Genomic DNA, 15,756 nt, shown 5'->3' with positions numbered 1-15,756 from the left:
TGGCTGATGTCGGATTTGTCGGTGACTTTCCTACTTGTCCTCAAATTGTTAGGTAATACCGTTCTACGCTGCGGAGTTGATCCAATCCGGTGCGTCGACAAAACGGTCCGCGGAGGCGAAAAAACGGGCCGGATCGCACCCGCGGTGTGATCCGGCCCTCAATTACGGAGCGTGACTCCAGACGGGTGAGACGCCCGTCACGTTGCCCGTCCGCGCCCCGTCGGGGTCAGCTCAGGCGCTCGATGACCATCGCCATGCCCTGGCCGCCGCCGACGCACATGGTCTCCAGACCGAACTGCTTGTCGTGCCACTGCAGGGAGTTGATCAGGGTGGTGGTGATCCGGGCGCCGGTCATGCCGAACGGGTGGCCGACCGCGATCGCGCCGCCGTTGACGTTCAGTCGGTCCAGGTCGATGCCGAGGTCCCGGTAGGAGGGGATGACCTGAGCCGCGAACGCCTCGTTGATCTCCACCAGGTCGATGTCGGAGATGGACAGGCCGGCCCGCCGCAGGGCCTGCTTGGAGGCCTCGACCGGGCCGTAGCCCATGATCTCGGGGGAGAGGCCGGAGACGCCGGTGGAGACCACCCGGGCCAGCGGGGTGATGCCCAGCTCGCGGGCCTTGGTGTCCGACATGATCACCAGCGCGGCCGCGCCGTCGTTCAGCGGGCAGCAGTTACCGGCGGTCACCGTGCCGTCCGGGCGGAACACCGGCTTCAGACCGGAGACGCCCTCCACCGTCACGCCCGCGCGCGGGCCGTCGTCCGCGCTGACCACGGTGCCGTCCGGCAGCGTCACCGGGGTGATCTCGCGCTGCCAGAAGCCGGCCTTGATCGCCGCCTCCGCCAGGTTCTGCGAGCGCACGCCGAACTCGTCCTGCTCGGCCCGGGTGATCCCCTTCAGCGCGGCCAGGTTCTCCGCGGTCTGGCCCATCGCGATGTACGCGTCCGGCAGCAGCCCGTCCTCGCGCGGGTCGTGCCACTCGCCGCCGCCGTTCTCCGCGCGGGACTTCGTGCGCGCCTGCGCCTCGTCGAAGAGCGGGTTCATGGTGCCCGGCATGCCGTCCGAGGTGCCGTTGATCGAACGCGAGACGGTCTCCACACCGGCCGACAGGAAGACGTCGCCCTCGCCCGCCTTGATCGCGTGCAGCGCCATCCGCGTGGTCTGCAGCGAGGACGAGCAGTACCGGGTGATGGTGGCGCCCGGCAGGTAGTCCATCCCCATCTGCACCGCGATGATCCGGGCCAGGTTGTGGCCCTGCTCGCCGCCGGGCAGGCCGCAGCCGAGCATCAGGTCGTCGATCTCCCGCGGGTCCAACTGCGGGACGTTCGCCAGCGCGGCGGAGATGATCTGCGCGGTCAGGTCGTCCGGGCGGATGTCCTTCAGCGAGCCCTTGAAGGCCCGGCCGATCGGCGAACGGGCGGCGCTGACGATGACGGCTTCGGGCATGACGGGCTCCTCGCTGAGTGACCTCGGGACACGATCCGGCCGGATCACCCCGAAAGTTACCGCTTGGTAGCCCCGGCGTCATCCGCCTCCGGATGTGAATTGGCTGACGCGAGGGGCCCCTGGCCGGCGTCCTCCGCCGGCAGCTGCGCGGCGGGCAGCGCCAGCCGGAACCGGTGCTTGAGCGTCGCCCACCGCCAGGTCCCGTTGGCCGGCCCGGCCGCCGTCACCTCGGTGCCCGAGCGCCCGGCCGCCGCGGCCGCGGCCACCGCCACCGGCAGCACCGCCTGCGGCTCCACCGCCGCGTTCGGGTCGTCCTGCGGCCACAGCTCCAGCGCCGCGCAGACCGAGGGCAGCAGCGCCATCGACGCCGTCGCGTAGCCCTGCGCCGACGGGTGGTAGCGGTCCGCCGCGAACATCTCCGGCCGGGCCGCGAACTCCGGGCCCAGCAGCGACCCCAGCGACACCGTCCGCCCGCCCGCCTCGACCACCGCGATGGTCTGCGCCGCCGCCAGCTGCCGGCTGAGCCGCCGCGCCACCCAGCGCAGCGGCGGCCGCACCGGCTTGATCGTCCCCAGGTCCGGGCAGGTGCCCACCACCACCCGGCAGCCCGCCGTGGTCAGCCGCCCCACCGCCTCGCCCAGCTCCCGCACGCTGCGCGCGGCCGGCGCGTGCCGGGTCACGTCGTTCGCGCCCACCATCAGCACCGCCACGTCCGGCCGGTGCGGCAGCGCCGCCTCCACCTGCGCGGCCAGGTCCGCGGAGCGCGCGCCCGACCTCGCCACGTTCACCATCCGCACCCGGCGCTCGGCGACCGACGCCAGCCCCGACGCGAGCAGCGCGCCCGGCGTCTCCTGCGCCCGCTGCACCCCCAGACCCGCCGCCGTGGAATCGCCCAGGAACGCCAGCACCAGCGGGGCCCGGCGGTCGGAGGGCTCCGCGAACGCCTCCCCGTACAGCCCGTCGGCCCGCGGCGGATCCCCCTCCAGCACTCCGATCGCCCGGATCGCCATCCGGCTCTCGGTCAGCAGCACCCCCGCCAGGCCGACCCCCAGCAGCCCCAGCCCGCCGCCGCCGTACGCCGCCGCCGTGGCGATCCGCCGCGCCACCCGGGCCCTGGACGCCTGCGATCCGGTCATCACGCGACCCCCTCTCTGCACCGCACACCGCTACCCCCGTGGTACCCGCTTCCCCGTACCCCGTACCGGCGCCCGCCGCCGAACCACTCACCCGGCTGCGCCGTCGCCCGCGGGAACGGCCCTAGGCTGGGGGCATCCAGGAAAAATGCACAGTGATGCCACGGACCGGGAGGACCCCCGTGCGGTACCACAATTCGATCATCGAGCTGGTCGGCAACACCCCCTTGGTGAAGCTCAACAAGGTCACCGACGGCATCAGCGCCACCGTGCTGGCCAAGGTGGAGTACTTCAACCCGGGCGGTTCGGTGAAGGACCGGATCGCGATGCGGATGATCGAGGCGGCGGAGGCCTCCGGCGCGCTGAAGCCGGGCGGCACCATCGTGGAGCCCACCAGTGGCAACACCGGCGTGGGACTGGCCATCGTGGCCCAGCAGAAGGGCTACAAGTGCATCTTCGTCTGCCCTGACAAGGTCTCCACGGACAAGATCAACACCCTCCGGGCGTACGGCGCCGAGGTGGTGGTCTGCCCGACCGCCGTCGCGCCCGAGCACCCGGACTCGTACTACAACGTCTCCGACCGCCTGGTCCGGGAGACCCCGAACGCCTGGAAGCCGGACCAGTACTCCAACCCGGACAACCCGGCCTCGCACTACCACTCCACCGGCCCGGAGCTGTGGGAGCAGACCGACGGGAAGATCACCCACTTCGTGGCGGGCGTCGGCACCGGCGGCACCATCTCCGGCACCGGCAAGTACCTGAAGGAGGCGTCCGGCGGCACGGTCCAGGTGATCGGCGCCGACCCTGAGGGCTCGGTCTACTCCGGCGGCACCGGCCGCCCGTACCTGGTCGAGGGTGTCGGCGAGGACTTCTGGCCCACCGCCTACGACCGCGAGGTCGCGGACCGGATCGTCGCGGTCTCCGACAAGGACTCGTTCCAGATGACCCGCCGCCTGGCCAAGGAGGAGGGCCTGCTGGTCGGCGGTTCCTGCGGGATGGCCGTGGTGGCGGCGCTGGAGGTGGCCCGCGAGCTCGGGCCGGACGACGTCGTCGTGGTGCTGCTGCCGGACGGCGGCCGCGGCTACCTGTCGAAGATCTTCAACGACGACTGGATGGCCGACTACGGCTTCCTGCCGACCGCCACCGACGAGGCGCACATCGGCGAGGTGCTGGCCCGCAAGGACGCCATCGAGCACGAGGGCATCCCGCAGTTCGTGCACATGCACCCGGGTGAGACCGTCGCGGAGGCGGTCCGGGTGCTGCGCGACTTCGGCGTCTCGCAGATGCCGGTGGTCTCCCCGGGTGCCGGGCACCCCGACATCATGGCCGGCGAGGTGGTCGGCTCGATCGTCGAGCGCGAGCTGCTGGAGGGCCTGTTCGCGCAGCGCATCCAGCTCACCGACAGCCTGGACAAGGTGATGTCCAAGCCGCTGCCGGTGGTCGGCTCCGGCGAGTCGGTGACCAACCTGATGGCCGTGCTGGAGAAGGCGGACGCGGTGGTGGTGCTGGTCGAGGGCAAGCCGCAGGGCATCGTGACCCGGCAGGACCTGCTGGCCTTCCTGACCGCCCGGGCCGGCCACTGACCCGCCGTCGGCCCCTGACGTGAGGTCAGGGGCCGTTGCCCGCCGCCCGGGTGAAACGCCCGATCCCGGTCGGTTGGTACCCGGACGTCACAACTGCGCATCACCGGGTTAACACGGCTCGTGCATCGTTGAGTCATCGGCAAGACGCCGGACTCGGTGACAGGCGGTGGGCGGGAGCGGCTCCCCGACCTCGCAGGTCACCGCGGACGCGACGGGCCGGCCCTGACCCGGCCGACGCGTCCGTCGGACCGTGGGACCGCCGTCGTCCCGCCCCTGCTCCGTGCAGGGTGCGGCGGCTCCCGCGGCACCATCGCGCCGCAAGGCGCGGCTCCGTGAGCTCCCGGGTGGGGGAGTCCGCACGGAGGTAACGACGGCCGGTCCCGGGTTTCCCGGGGCCGGCCGTCGCCGTGTTCCGGGGCCCGGGACCGGCCGCCGTTTCCCGATGGCCGCCGCACCCCCTACGCTCGCTGGCATGACCAGCACTGACCTGCCCGAGCAGGACGCACCGCGCTACGTACGCCTCACCATCGAGCTGATCGCCGAGATCACCGACGAGCACGCGCTGAAGACCGCCGCCCTGGCGCAGGTGGCCGACGACGAGTACCTGGACGACGAGGAGCGCGCCCAGGCCGTCGAGGCGATCGACGTGGACCCGACGGGTTCGCTCGCCCACTTCGTCGACCCGGTGGCGCTGCTCGGCGACGTTCCGGGCGTGGAGCTCGCCGCCGCCACCTGGGAGTCCGCCACCACCGACTACGACCCGGACGACGAGGGCTGGGACGAGTACGAGGTGCAGTGACGATTCTGCGCTGAACGCGAGGCCCGGTCCGGATCCGTCCGGACCGGGCCTTTTGTCCGTTCTGGCGCACCCTTGGGTACTCTCGTACGATCTGAACACATTTCGACGTGATCACCTTTGAGCCCAGGGAGCGTGGACGTGACCGCACCGGAGAAGCAGGAACGGCCGCGCGGCGGCCACTGGACCCGACGCGGTGTGCTCTCCGGGCTGCTCGGCGCCCCCGTGCTGCTGCTGGCCGCCTGCCAGAGCGACGGCAAGAAGTCCGCCCCGGCGAGCGCCTCGGGATCCCCCGGCGTCGCGGGGACCGGCTCGACCAGCCCCAAGGCCTCGGTCGCGCAGATCACCATCACCCCCGCCGACGGCACCACCGCCGCGCCGTTCACCGACCCGGTCACGGTCACCGTCTCCGGCGGCACGCTCACCTCGGTCGGCGTCACCGACGACAAGGGCAAGGCGATAGCCGGCCAGCTGGCCGCCGACGGCGCCAGCTGGACCTCCACCACCAAGCTCAGCAGCGGCACCAAGTACGCGGTGACCGCCGAGGCGGTCGACCCGGACCAGCACCCGGCCGACGCCAACGCCAGCTTCTCCACCGCCTCCCCCGCCGACACCTTCGTCGGGTACTTCACCCCCGAGGACGGCTCCACGGTCGGCGTCGGGATGCCGGTGTCGATCAACTTCAACAAGGCGATCACCAACCGCAAGGCCGTCCAGCAGGGGATCACCGTGGTCGCCGACCCGCCGGTGCAGATAGTCGGCCACTGGTTCGACGCCACCCGGCTCGACTTCCGCCCGGAGACCTACTGGGCGAAGGGCACCAAGGTCACCCTCAAGCTCCGGCTGCGGGACGTGGCCGGTGCCAAGGGCGTGTACGGCACCCAGTCCAAGGACGTCACGTTCACCGTCGGCCGCAGCCAGGTCTCGGTCGCCGACCTGAAGGCCGACACCCTCACCGTCACCACCGACGGCCAGGTCACCGCCACCTACCCGGTGATCGGCGGCGCGCCCGACCACACCACCTGGGCCGGGAAGATGGTGATCTCCGAGCAGTTCACCGAGACCCGGATGAACTCCAGCACGGTCGGCCTGGGCAGCGAGTACGACATCCCCGACGTCCCGCACGCGCAGCGGCTGACCACCTCCGGGACGTTCATCCACGGCAACTACTGGGCGCCCGCCTCGCAGTTCGGCCACGACAACACCAGCCACGGCTGCATAGCCCTGCAGGACGTCCAGGGCGGGAACGACCCGAGTACCAACGGCGCCAAGTTCTATGCCAGCTCGATCATCGGCGACGTGGTCGAGGTGATCAACTCCGGTGACCGCACGGTCAGTCCGTCGAACGGCCTGAACGGCTGGAACATGAGCTGGGCGGACTGGAAGGCCGGCAGCGCCCTCTGAGCGAGCGCCCTCCGACCCGCCCGCCGGACCGGGCAGCGCCAGGTCCGAAACCCGCCGGACCGGCGGCCCGCGGCGGCGCAGGCTTCAGCCATGACCACCGTGACCGAGACCAGCCGGACCGTCCGAGCGATCCCCGCCGAGGTCCTCGCCGAACTGCGCCGCCGCGACGACTCCGGGCGCACCCCCGACCCCGCCGCCACCCGGGACGGCGGCGAGCCGCTGCGCTGCTGCCTCACCCGGGCCAGGCCCGGCGAGCGGATCGTCCTGCTCTCCTACGCCCCGCTGCGGCGCTGGGCCGCGGAGACCGGCTGCGACCCCGGCGCGTACGAGGAGACCGGGCCGGTCTTCGGGCACGCCGAGCCGTGCCCGGGGCCGGAAACCCCGGGTGGCTGGCCGGCCGGCTTCCACGGCGGGCAGCGGGTGCTGCGGGCGTACTCCGGGGCTGGCCGGATCCTTCGCGGGGTGCTCGGCGAGCCCGCGGAACTGCCGCGGCTGGCAGGCGAGTTGCTGGCCGACCCGGAGGTCGCGGTGGTGCACGTGCGAGCCGTGGAGTTCGGCTGCTTCATGCACGAGGTGCGCCGGGCCGGCTGACGGTCACCCGGCGGGCTTGGCGTAGTCCACGAAGCCCTGCCAGTCGATCACCACGCACGGCACGTCGCCGAGCACCCAGGCGTCGTGCCCGGGCGGGCAGATCATCAGGTCGCCGGCGCCGAACTCCTCGGCCTGGCCGTCGTCCATCTCGATCCGCATCCGACCGGAGAGCACGTAACCGACGTGCGAGGCCTGGCAGCTCGCCGTGCCCGCGATCGGCCCCACGTGCTTGGACCACTGCCAGCCCGGTTCGAAGACCGCGCGGCCCACGCCGCCGGCCGCCACGTTGACCAGTGCCAGCTGGCCCTTCCCGTCCTGGAACGGGCGGACCTCCTCCGGCTCGTCCAGACTCATCCGCACCAACCCGGCCATCTCGCCGTCACCTCCGACTCGGGTGAACCCGCGCCCGACCGCCCGGAGGGCGCCGGGGCGCGGCTGACCCTTCCATCGTCGGCAGCCCGCCGGGCCACCGCGACGCGAGGCGGTCACCTCGCGGCGGGCGCGCGGCCCGCCGCGGGGTGATGGTGCGTCAGGAGGCGGCGGCGGCGAGCCGGCCGGCCTCGGCCAGCAGGGTGCGCAGCGGGGCGGTGTCCGGGGTGGCCGCGGTGGCGGCGTCCAGCGCGGCGGGCAGCCGCTCGCCGGTGTCACCGGGCAGGACCAGGGCGGCCGGGCGGCTCCAGGACAGCTCCCAGTGGGCCAGCCGCTGCGAGGTGAGGGCGAGCACGGTGAGCGACTCCAGCGCGCGGCGCACGGCGGCGCGGCGCAGGTCCAGGGCGGCCTGGCCGGTGGCGGTGGCGGCCTCCGCGCTCTTCGGCAGGCGCTCGGCGAGCTCGCCGCCGCGGCCGGCGTCCAGCGCGTCCAGCATCGCCTCGACGGTGCCGTGCAGGCCGCTCTCGGTGAGGGCGCGCAGCACCGGCTGGGCGCCCTCACGGGCGTCGGCCAGCAGGGTCTCGTGCACCAGCTCGGGCCACTCCACCCGGCGCTTGGTGGCGGCCTCCGGGACCAGCGAGACGGCCTCCAGCTCGGCGAGCAGGCGCTCCGCGTCGCGCAGCAGGCCGAGCGCGGGACGGTCGGCGCCGAGGCCCGGCAGGCCCGGGGAGTCCGGCAGCGCCTCGACGGCGGCGACCCGCTGACGGATCGGCGGGTGCGAGTCGTACGGGTCGGCCTGCTCCTCGGGGAGGTCCAGGCCCAGCGCGGCGAGCTCCTCGCGGCGCTTCGGGTCGGCCAGCAGGTGGGCGAGGCCGCCGTAGACCTGGCCGGGCGGGGGCAGCAGGCCGGCCTTCCAGCCCATGGTGGCGTAGCGGTCGAGGTAGAAGCTCTGCGCGGCGTCCAGCGCGGGCAGGCGGCGCAGGGCGGCGGCGGTGGCGTCGCGGCCGGCCACGGTGGCGGCGAGCCGGTCGGCGGCCAGCTCCTGGCGACGGCTGATCGACTCGGAGACCCGGAAGTACAGCTTGGCGTACTGGGTGAACAGCATGGCGAGGACCCGCTCGACGCCGCCGTCGCCCGGGTCCTCGGCCTTGGCCTTGCGGCCCTTGGCGAGGCGGTAGGCGTTGTCGTCGGCGATCTCGGCCTCCCGGCCGGCCCGGTGCAGGTCGGCGCGGTGGTGCAGGGTCGCGATGGTGTGGCCGATCGCGGTGCGGCCGGCCACGGTGACGCCGGCCAGCCGGACGTCGTTGTTGGCGTAGTGGCCGAACTCGTGGGCGAGCACCGAGTCCAGCTCGGCCTCGGTCAGGCCGAGCAGCAGCGGGGCGCCGAGCACCAGGTGGCGCGGGCCGGGGACCAGGCCGAGCAGCCGGGTCTCCTCGTACACGCCGGCGTTGACCGCCGGCACCAGGCGGATCCCGGCGGGGCCGCGGACGCCGGTGGCCTCGGCGATCCGGTCCACCCGGGCCCACAGCTCCGGCTGGTCCGCGCGGGTCAGCGGCAGGCCGCCGCCGTGGTCGCCGCGCGGACGGCGGGTCAGGAAGACCACCCGCAGCACCGGGTAGGCGATGGCGGCGGAGAGCAGCCACAGCTTGACCATCCCGCCGTGCAGGCGGTCGGACTCGACCACCAGCTCGACGTTCGCCCAGACCAGCCCGACGACGATGGCCGCCGCGAGCAGGTAGAAGCCGGCCAGCAGCGAGACCGCGAGCAGCGCCCGCGTGGACGTCCGCATGCCGGTGCGCCCGGTGGTCATTGTGCGCCCCCGAATGGGTGTCGATCATGTGTGCGGGGGCAGATGGTACCGGTACGGACACAGATTTTGCGAGGCCTTTGGGATCCGCTCCGGCCTGCGGTGACGCGGTCCGACGGCACGTCACGTCGCACCGCCCGTACGGCCGTACCGCACTAGGCTCGGGAGTATGACCGAGCACCAGCTTTCCCAGGGCTTCGAGACCCTTGCCATCCACGCGGGTCAGGAAGCGGACCCCCAGACCGGGGCCGTCGTCACGCCGATCTACCAGGTGTCCACCTACAAGCAGGACGGGGTGGGCGGGCTGCGGGGCGGCTACGAGTACAGCCGCTCCGCCAACCCGACCCGCACCGCGCTGGAGGAGTGCCTGGCGGCGATCGAGGGCGGCGCCCGCGGCCTGGCGTTCGCCTCCGGCCTGGCCGCCGAGGACACCCTGCTGCGCACCATCCTCAAGCCGGGCGACCACATCGTGATCCCCAACGACGCCTACGGCGGCACCTTCCGGCTGTTCGCCAAGGTGCTGACCCGATGGGGCGTCGAGTTCTCCGTCGCCGACACCCACCACCCGGAGAAGGTGCGCGAGGCGATCCGCCCGACCACCCGCGCGGTGTGGGTGGAGACCCCGTCCAACCCGCTGCTCGGCATCACCGACCTGGCCGCGGTCGCCGAGATCGCGCACGCCGCCGGCGCGCTGCTGGTGGTCGACAACACCTTCGCCAGCCCCTACCTGCAGCAGCCGATCTCCTTCGGCGCGGACGTCGTGGTGCACTCCACCACCAAGTACATGGGCGGGCACTCGGACGTGGTCGGCGGCGCCCTGGTGGTCGCCGACGCGGGCCTGGCGGAGGAGGTGGCCTACCACCAGAACGCGATGGGCGCGGTGTCCGGCCCGTTCGACGCCTGGCTGGTGCTGCGCGGCATCAAGACCCTCGGCGTGCGGATGGACCGGCACTCGGAGAACGCCGCCAAGGTCGCCGAACTGCTCAGCGGGCACCCGAAGGTGACCCAGGTGCTCTACCCGGGCCTGCCCGGCCACCCCGGCCACGACGTCGCCGCCAAGCAGATGAAGGCCTTCGGTGGCATGGTCTCGTTCCGGGTGGCCGGCGGCGAGGAGGCCGCGGTCGCGGTGTGCAACCGCGCGCAGCTGTTCACCCTCGGCGAGTCGCTGGGCGGCGTCGAGTCGCTGATCGAGCACCCCGGCCGGATGACCCACGCCTCCGCGGCGGGCTCCCCGCTGGAGGTGCCGGCCGACCTGGTGCGCGTCTCGGTCGGCATCGAGTCCGCCGACGACCTGCTGGCCGACCTGACGCAGGCCCTCGGCTGACGATCCGTCACCGGTTCAACGGCGGCCCAGCAGGCCGTCGTTGAACCGGCCCAGCAGCACGCAGAACAGCGCCCGCTCCTGCGGCGTCCAGGCCTCGGTCAGCTCGGCGATCACCTGCCGGCGGCGCTCCCGCACCTGGGCGAGCCGCAGCGCCCCGAGCGGGGTCAGCGCGAGCCGCGCCGCCCGCCGGTCCGCCGGGTACGGCACCCGGGCCAGCAGCCGCTCGGCGAGCAGCGGCGCGGCCTGCCGGGTCACCGTGGAGGAGTCCACGCCGAGCGCCTCGGCCAGCGCCTTCACGTTGGCGGGCCCGCCGGAGAGCTGGTCCAGCAGCAGGAACGCCGCCCGGTCGAGCTCCTCGTCGGCGCAGATCCGCCGGGCGAACACCGCGACCTGGTAGGGGAGTTGACGATCGGCGTCGAGCGTGGGGTCGAAGTCGGGAACGTCGGACTGGGGGAAGGTCATCGCGGCTCACGGGGGTGGGGGCGACTCGTGCCCAGCAGCGTACGCGCGCCGGGCGGGCACGGGAACCTTGCGCGCCGAGGGCGCGTCCGACGGGAATCGTCGGACGCACCCTAGGCTTGCCGCCATGCAGAGTTGGCCGATCACCGTCGACGACGTGCGGGGCGCGCAGAAGATGCTGGCCGGGGTGGCCCGGGTGACGCCGATGCAGACCAGTCGGCACCTGTCCGGGGTGGCCGGCACGCCCGTCCACCTGAAGTGCGAGAACCTGCAGCGCACCGGGTCGTTCAAGCTGCGCGGGGCGTACGTGCGGATCGCCGGGCTCAGCCCGGTGGAGCGGGCCGCCGGAGTGGTCGCCGCCTCCGCGGGCAACCACGCGCAGGGGGTGGCGCTGGCCGCCGCGCTGCTCGGGGTGCATTCCACCGTCTTCATGCCGGTCGCCGCGCCGCTGCCGAAGGTCGCCGCCACCCGCGAGTACGGCGCCGAGGTGCGGCTGCACGGCGCCAACGTCGACGAGGCGCTGCGCGCCGCCCAGCACTACGCGGAGGCGACCGGCGCGGTCTTCATCCACCCCTTCGACCACTGGGACGTGATCACCGGTCAGGCCACCGTCGGCCTGGAGGTGCTGGAGCAGTGCCCCGAGGTGCGCACCGTGCTGGTCGGCACCGGCGGCGGCGGGCTGCTGGCCGGGATCGCGGTGGCGATGAAGTCGCTGCGCCCGGACGTGAAGGTGATCGGCGTGCAGGCGGCGGCCGCGGCGGCGTACCCGCTGTCGCTGGCGGCGGGCCGGCCGGTGGGGCTGGAACGGTTCGCCACCATGGCGGACGGGATCATGGTGGGCCGTCCGGGCGACATCCCGTTCGAGGTGGTCAACACCCTCGCGGACGGGGTGCGCACGGTCTCCGAGGACGCGCTGTCGAGGGCCCTGCTGGTCGGGCTGGAGCGGCTGAAGCTGGTGGTCGAGCCGGCCGGCGCGGCGCCGATCGCCGCGCTGCTGGAGGAACCGGGCGCCTTCGAGGGCCCGGTGGTCGCGGTGCTGTCCGGCGGCAACATCGACCCGCAGCTGATGCAGCGGGTGCTCCGGCACGGCCTCGCCGCGGCCGGCCGCTACCTCTCGCTGCGGGTCCGACTCGCCGACAAGCCGGGCGCGTTGGCCGACCTGCTGGGCGTGCTGACCCGGGTCGACGCCAACGTGCTGGACGTCGCGCACGTGCGGATCGACCCGCGTCTGGGCCTCGCCGAGGTCGAGGTGGACCTGCACCTGGAGACCAAGGGCCCGGAGCACTGCGCCGCCGTGATCGGCGAGCTCCGTGAGGCCGGGTACGTGGTCAGCCGCTGACTCCGGGCGGCCGTTGGGGCTCCTGAGACGCGCGTCACCTGGGAGGTTGACGCGATATATCGCGAGTGGCAGCATCTTGCGATGTATCGCGAGCTTCGCCGCGAGCGGACTCGGGTAGCACAAAGTGGATGTTTCCCACCCAAACCGACCCATCAGGAGATGAGGCAGGCCCATGGCGTCAGCCATCGAAGCCGAGAACCTGGTCAAGACCTTCGGCGACGTCCGCGCACTCGACGGCGTGAGCCTGGACGTGCCCGAAGGCACCGTGCTCGGGCTGCTCGGCCCCAACGGCGCCGGCAAGACCACCACCGTCCGGGTGCTGACCACGCTGCTCCAGCCGGACTCCGGCCGCGCCACGGTGGCCGGCGTGGACGTCCTCAAGCACCCCAACCAGGTCCGCAGCCTGATCGGGCTGTCCGGCCAGTACGCCGCGGTCGACGAGTACCTCACCGGCCGGGAGAACCTCCAGATGGTCGGCGAGCTCTACCAGATGTCCGCCCGCGACGCGAAGCGGCGGGCGCTGGAGCTCCTCGAGTGGTTCAACCTCGGCGAGGCCATGGACCGGCCCGCCAAGACCTACTCCGGCGGCATGCGCCGTCGCCTCGACCTGGCCGCCGCCCTGGTGGTCCGCCCGCCGGTGATGTTCCTCGACGAGCCCACCACCGGGCTCGACCCGCGCAACCGGCTCGCCCTCTGGGAGGTCATCGAGACCCTGGTCGAGCAGGGCACCACCCTGCTGCTCACCACCCAGTACCTGGAGGAGGCCGACCGCCTCGCCCACGACATCGCGGTGGTCGACCACGGCAAGGTGATCGCCCGCGGCACCGCCGACGAGCTCAAGGCGCAGATCGGCGGCGAGCGGATCGAGGTCGTCGTCCACCAGGCCGACCTGGTCCCCGAGGCGATCGCCGCGCTCACCCCGTACGCCAAGGGCGACCCGACGGTGGAGAAGAACACCCGCCGGATCACCATCCCGGTCAGCGGCGGCGCCAAGGTGCTCGCCGACGTCATCCGCGAACTGGACGCCCGCTCCATCGAGATCGACGACATCGGACTGCGCCGCCCGACCCTGGACGACGTCTTCCTCTCGCTCACCGGGCACGTCACCGAGGACGAGGAGAACGACGAGGACCAGGGCGCCCGCCAGGGCAAGAAGGGCCGCCGCCAGGGGAAGGACGCCTGAGATGACCACCGCACTGCCCGACGCGGCGATCGGCCCCGCCCCGATCACCACCCGCCGCGGCATCTCCGCCACCGCGCACGACTCCTGGGTGGTCGCCAAGCGCAACCTGCGCCGGATGACCCGGATCCCCGAGATCGTGGTCTTCGGCCTGATGCAGCCCGTCATGTTCGTGCTGCTGTTCTCGTACGTGATGGGCGGCGCGATCGCCATCCCCGGCGCCGCGCCCAGCCACGACACCTACATCGAGTTCCTGATGGCGGGCATCTTCGCCCAGACCGTCACCTTCGCGGTGGCCGGCGCCTCGGCCGGCATCGCGGAGGACATGACCAAGGGCCTGGTCGACCGCTTCCGCTCGCTGCCGATGGCCCGCGCCGCGGTGCTCACCGGCCGCACCCTCGCCGACCTGGTGCAGACCGCGATCACGGTGGTGGTGCTCGCCCTGGTCGCCCTGCTGGTCGGCTGGCGGGTCCACGACGGCGTGCTCAACATGCTGGCCGCGTTCGCCCTGCTGCTGCTGCTCGGCTACGCCTTCTCCTGGATCGGCGCGCTGATCGGCCTCTCGGTGCGCAGCCCCGAGGCCGCGACCTCGGCCGGCCTGATCTGGCTCTTCCCGCTGACCTTCATCTCCAACGCCTTCGTCCCGGTCAGCTCGATGCCGGGCTGGCTGCAGCCGATCGCCTACTGGAACCCGTTCAGCGCCACCGTGCAGGCCTGCCGCAGCCTCTTCGGCAACCAGATCGGCCCGGTGCCGGACGCCTGGCCGATGCAGCACGCCGCGCTGGTGTCGGTGCTGTGGTCGGTGGTCATCACGGCGGTCTTCTCGTGGCTGTCGGTGCGCAAGTACCGCTCCGCGGTCGGATAACCGGGGCCGCTCCGCGGTCGGACAGCCGGGGCCGCTCCGCGGTGGGGTGACGCCTCGCCAGTGACGTACGAAACGGACGGCCGCTCCCCCCACCCGGGGGAGCGGCCGTCCGTTCGTGTCCGGGGTGCTCAGCCGGAGTACGGCTTGGCGTCGACGATCTTCACGCCGGCCTTCTTGCCGTTCGGCAGCTCGTACTGGGCGTCCTCGCCGACCGACCGGCCGATGATCGCCTTGCCCAGCGGGGACTGCGGCGAGTAGACGTCGATGTCGCCGTCGGTCACCTCGCGGGAGGCGAGCAGGAACTCCATCGTGTCGTCGAGGTCGCCGTCGAACGCGACCTTGACCAGCATGCCGGGGGCCACCACGCCGGAGTCGGCGGGGGCCTCGCCGACCTTCGCCCGCTCCAGCAGCTGGGTCAGCTGGCGGATGCGCGCCTCGGTCTTGCCCTGCTCGTCCTTGGCCGCGTGGTAGCCGGCGTTCTCCTTGAGATCGCCCTCCTCGCGGGCCGCCTCGATCTTCTGGGCGATCTCGATGCGCCAGGGCCCGGTCAGGTGGTCAAGCTCGGCCTTGAGCTTGTTGTAGTGGTCCTGAGTGAGCCAGGTCACGTCATCGTTGGTCTGGGTCACAGGGTGCTCCTCGTCGGTGCTGGCGCTGCTGCGGGGTGGTGTCGTCAGCAGTGGTCGTTTTTCTGGCAGATGCAAAGCAACGCCCGCTCCCGGGCCTCTGGCGCGGAAGGGGCGAAACCACGAGCCTAACAAGTTCCCGGCGCGGACGGGAGGGCCATCAGGGGACGACCGGTCCGTCCCTTCGACTATGCGTCCGAACGAGTGAGTCGGGCAACGGAGCGCGCGGGGGTGAACCGGCTCAGTGCCGGTCGGGGGTGCAGCCCAGCAGCTCGGCGGTGGTGCCGCGGGCGGTGGTCCGCAGCGTGACCACCTGGACGTAGCTGGTGCCGGCCGTCGGGACGGGGAAGTCCGACTGGCCGACCACCGCGCCGTCGGCGCCCTGCGAGCGGACCGTGCACACCCCGCCGGTGCCCTCGCTCTTGCGGACCGACAGCTGCAGCTGGACCTCGCCGTCGGAGACCGTCTGGAAGGTCGGCACCGTGCCGTTCATCGTGGTCTCGCGCATCAGGTACGAGCCGCCCAGCCAGCCGATCAGCCCGAGGAACAGCACCCCGCACACCACCGCGGCGACCCGCAGCCTGCGGTCGGCGGCCCGGTCGTCGTCACCGCGGCCGTAGCGGCCGGCCGGCACGGCGGGCTGCCGGGCGGGCGCGGTGCTCGCGGGCGTAGGGGGGTGGTCCATGGGGCGCCGGTCCTTTCGATGAGGGCCTCCACCCCTAGGTCGACCCCTAGTGGGAATGGACGCGCCCTCCAGTCCGTCACTATAGGAGGGGCACGTCCGCGCCAGAGGCGGCGGGGGAGCCGCCCCGACGAGCCGGACATACCTGGAAGGG

At 72.8% G+C, this 15,756-nt stretch carries 15 protein-coding genes; 8 read left to right on the top strand and 7 right to left on the bottom strand.

Going from position 1 to position 15,756, the window contains the following annotated elements; all coding sequences use genetic code 11:
* Positions 1 to 226 precede the first annotated feature (226 nt).
* Positions 227 to 1,447 carry an acetyl-CoA C-acetyltransferase gene (locus tag ACWD4U_RS12900; protein WP_363451881.1) on the bottom strand — a complete coding sequence of 407 codons (1,221 nt, stop codon included), beginning with the start codon at positions 1,445 to 1,447 and terminating at the stop codon, positions 227 to 229.
* A 56-nt stretch (positions 1,448 to 1,503) separates the two neighbouring features.
* Positions 1,504 to 2,583: an SGNH/GDSL hydrolase family protein gene (locus ACWD4U_RS12895; protein ID WP_363451879.1), complete on the bottom strand. Its 1,080-nt coding sequence runs from the start codon at positions 2,581 to 2,583 to the stop codon at positions 1,504 to 1,506.
* 179 nt (positions 2,584 to 2,762) lie between these two features.
* On the opposite strand from ACWD4U_RS12895, the gene ACWD4U_RS12890 reads away from it, so the two are divergent.
* From ACWD4U_RS12890 to ACWD4U_RS12875, 4 genes are all read left to right on the top strand, one after another.
* The gene (locus ACWD4U_RS12890) at positions 2,763 to 4,163 is read left to right on the top strand and encodes a cystathionine beta-synthase (protein WP_363451877.1); all 1,401 of its coding nucleotides are present in this window, start codon (positions 2,763 to 2,765) and stop codon (positions 4,161 to 4,163) included.
* 472 nt (positions 4,164 to 4,635) lie between these two features.
* Entirely contained in the window at positions 4,636 to 4,962 is a 327-nt protein-coding gene (locus ACWD4U_RS12885) for a hypothetical protein (protein WP_363451875.1), read from the top strand.
* A gap of 132 nt (positions 4,963 to 5,094) precedes the next feature.
* Complete coding sequence (locus ACWD4U_RS12880) at positions 5,095 to 6,363, top strand: L,D-transpeptidase (protein ID WP_363451873.1); 1,269 nt, start codon at positions 5,095 to 5,097, stop codon at positions 6,361 to 6,363.
* Positions 6,364 to 6,453: 90 nt separating this feature from the next.
* Positions 6,454 to 6,954 (top strand): DUF1203 domain-containing protein, encoded by a 501-nt coding sequence (locus ACWD4U_RS12875; protein WP_363451871.1) that lies wholly within the window; start codon positions 6,454 to 6,456, stop codon positions 6,952 to 6,954.
* Positions 6,955 to 6,957: 3 nt separating this feature from the next.
* On the opposite strand, the gene ACWD4U_RS12870 is transcribed toward ACWD4U_RS12875, so the two are convergent.
* Together ACWD4U_RS12870 and ACWD4U_RS12865 are read right to left on the bottom strand one after the other, a co-directional pair.
* Complete coding sequence (locus ACWD4U_RS12870; protein WP_363451869.1) at positions 6,958 to 7,326, bottom strand: cupin domain-containing protein; 369 nt, start codon at positions 7,324 to 7,326, stop codon at positions 6,958 to 6,960.
* 157 nt (positions 7,327 to 7,483) lie between these two features.
* Complete coding sequence (locus ACWD4U_RS12865; protein ID WP_363451867.1) at positions 7,484 to 9,133, bottom strand: M48 family metalloprotease; 1,650 nt, start codon at positions 9,131 to 9,133, stop codon at positions 7,484 to 7,486.
* A 166-nt stretch (positions 9,134 to 9,299) separates the two neighbouring features.
* Here ACWD4U_RS12865 and ACWD4U_RS12860 point away from each other — a divergent pair, with 166 nt between their 5' ends.
* A complete protein-coding gene (locus tag ACWD4U_RS12860) occupies positions 9,300 to 10,454 on the top strand; it encodes a cystathionine gamma-synthase (RefSeq protein ID WP_363451865.1) in 1,155 nt (384 codons plus the stop codon).
* 15 nt (positions 10,455 to 10,469) lie between these two features.
* Here the strand turns inward: ACWD4U_RS12860 and ACWD4U_RS12855 are convergent, their stop codons facing one another.
* Complete coding sequence (locus ACWD4U_RS12855; RefSeq protein ID WP_363451863.1) at positions 10,470 to 10,916, bottom strand: MarR family winged helix-turn-helix transcriptional regulator; 447 nt, start codon at positions 10,914 to 10,916, stop codon at positions 10,470 to 10,472.
* 124 nt (positions 10,917 to 11,040) lie between these two features.
* Between ACWD4U_RS12855 and ilvA the strand changes: the two genes are divergently transcribed.
* From ilvA to ACWD4U_RS12840, 3 genes are all read left to right on the top strand, one after another.
* Complete coding sequence (ilvA, locus tag ACWD4U_RS12850; protein ID WP_363451861.1) at positions 11,041 to 12,252, top strand: threonine ammonia-lyase; 1,212 nt, start codon at positions 11,041 to 11,043, stop codon at positions 12,250 to 12,252.
* 172 nt (positions 12,253 to 12,424) lie between these two features.
* Positions 12,425 to 13,435, top strand: coding sequence for an ATP-binding cassette domain-containing protein (locus ACWD4U_RS12845; RefSeq protein ID WP_363451859.1), 1,011 nt, complete (start codon positions 12,425 to 12,427; stop codon positions 13,433 to 13,435).
* 1 nt (position 13,436) lies between these two features.
* Entirely contained in the window at positions 13,437 to 14,297 is an 861-nt protein-coding gene (locus tag ACWD4U_RS12840) for an ABC transporter permease (RefSeq protein WP_363451857.1), read from the top strand.
* Positions 14,298 to 14,425: 128 nt separating this feature from the next.
* Here ACWD4U_RS12840 and greA read toward each other — a convergent pair whose 3' ends face one another.
* Positions 14,426 to 14,923, bottom strand: coding sequence for a transcription elongation factor GreA (gene greA, locus ACWD4U_RS12835; RefSeq protein WP_363451855.1), 498 nt, complete (start codon positions 14,921 to 14,923; stop codon positions 14,426 to 14,428).
* A gap of 238 nt (positions 14,924 to 15,161) precedes the next feature.
* On the bottom strand, positions 15,162 to 15,605 hold the full coding sequence (locus tag ACWD4U_RS12830; RefSeq protein ID WP_363451853.1) for a DUF4307 domain-containing protein: 444 nt from the start codon (positions 15,603 to 15,605) through the stop codon (positions 15,162 to 15,164).
* Positions 15,606 to 15,756 lie beyond the last annotated feature (151 nt).

The organism is Kitasatospora sp. NPDC002522, assembly GCF_053595195.1.
This window is presented reverse-complemented; position numbering and strand designations above follow the sequence as displayed.

What these genes read in the sequence shown, in the direction of transcription:
- ACWD4U_RS12870 (WP_363451869.1), bottom strand. Translation starts at nt 7,326, where the DNA reads ATGGCCGGGTTGGTGCGGATGAGTCTGGACGAGCCGGAGGAGGTCCGC.
- ACWD4U_RS12885 (WP_363451875.1), top strand. Translation starts at nt 4,636, where the DNA reads ATGACCAGCACTGACCTGCCCGAGCAGGACGCACCGCGCTACGTACGC.
- ACWD4U_RS12830 (WP_363451853.1), bottom strand. Translation starts at nt 15,605, where the DNA reads ATGGACCACCCCCCTACGCCCGCGAGCACCGCGCCCGCCCGGCAGCCC.
- ACWD4U_RS12840 (WP_363451857.1), top strand. Translation starts at nt 13,437, where the DNA reads ATGACCACCGCACTGCCCGACGCGGCGATCGGCCCCGCCCCGATCACC.
- ACWD4U_RS12860 (WP_363451865.1), top strand. Translation starts at nt 9,300, where the DNA reads ATGACCGAGCACCAGCTTTCCCAGGGCTTCGAGACCCTTGCCATCCAC.
- ilvA (WP_363451861.1), top strand. Translation starts at nt 11,041, where the DNA reads ATGCAGAGTTGGCCGATCACCGTCGACGACGTGCGGGGCGCGCAGAAG.
- ACWD4U_RS12865 (WP_363451867.1), bottom strand. Translation starts at nt 9,133, where the DNA reads ATGACCACCGGGCGCACCGGCATGCGGACGTCCACGCGGGCGCTGCTC.
- ACWD4U_RS12855 (WP_363451863.1), bottom strand. Translation starts at nt 10,916, where the DNA reads ATGACCTTCCCCCAGTCCGACGTTCCCGACTTCGACCCCACGCTCGAC.
- ACWD4U_RS12845 (WP_363451859.1), top strand. Translation starts at nt 12,425, where the DNA reads ATGGCGTCAGCCATCGAAGCCGAGAACCTGGTCAAGACCTTCGGCGAC.
- ACWD4U_RS12900 (WP_363451881.1), bottom strand. Translation starts at nt 1,447, where the DNA reads ATGCCCGAAGCCGTCATCGTCAGCGCCGCCCGTTCGCCGATCGGCCGG.
- ACWD4U_RS12875 (WP_363451871.1), top strand. Translation starts at nt 6,454, where the DNA reads ATGACCACCGTGACCGAGACCAGCCGGACCGTCCGAGCGATCCCCGCC.
- ACWD4U_RS12895 (WP_363451879.1), bottom strand. Translation starts at nt 2,583, where the DNA reads ATGACCGGATCGCAGGCGTCCAGGGCCCGGGTGGCGCGGCGGATCGCC.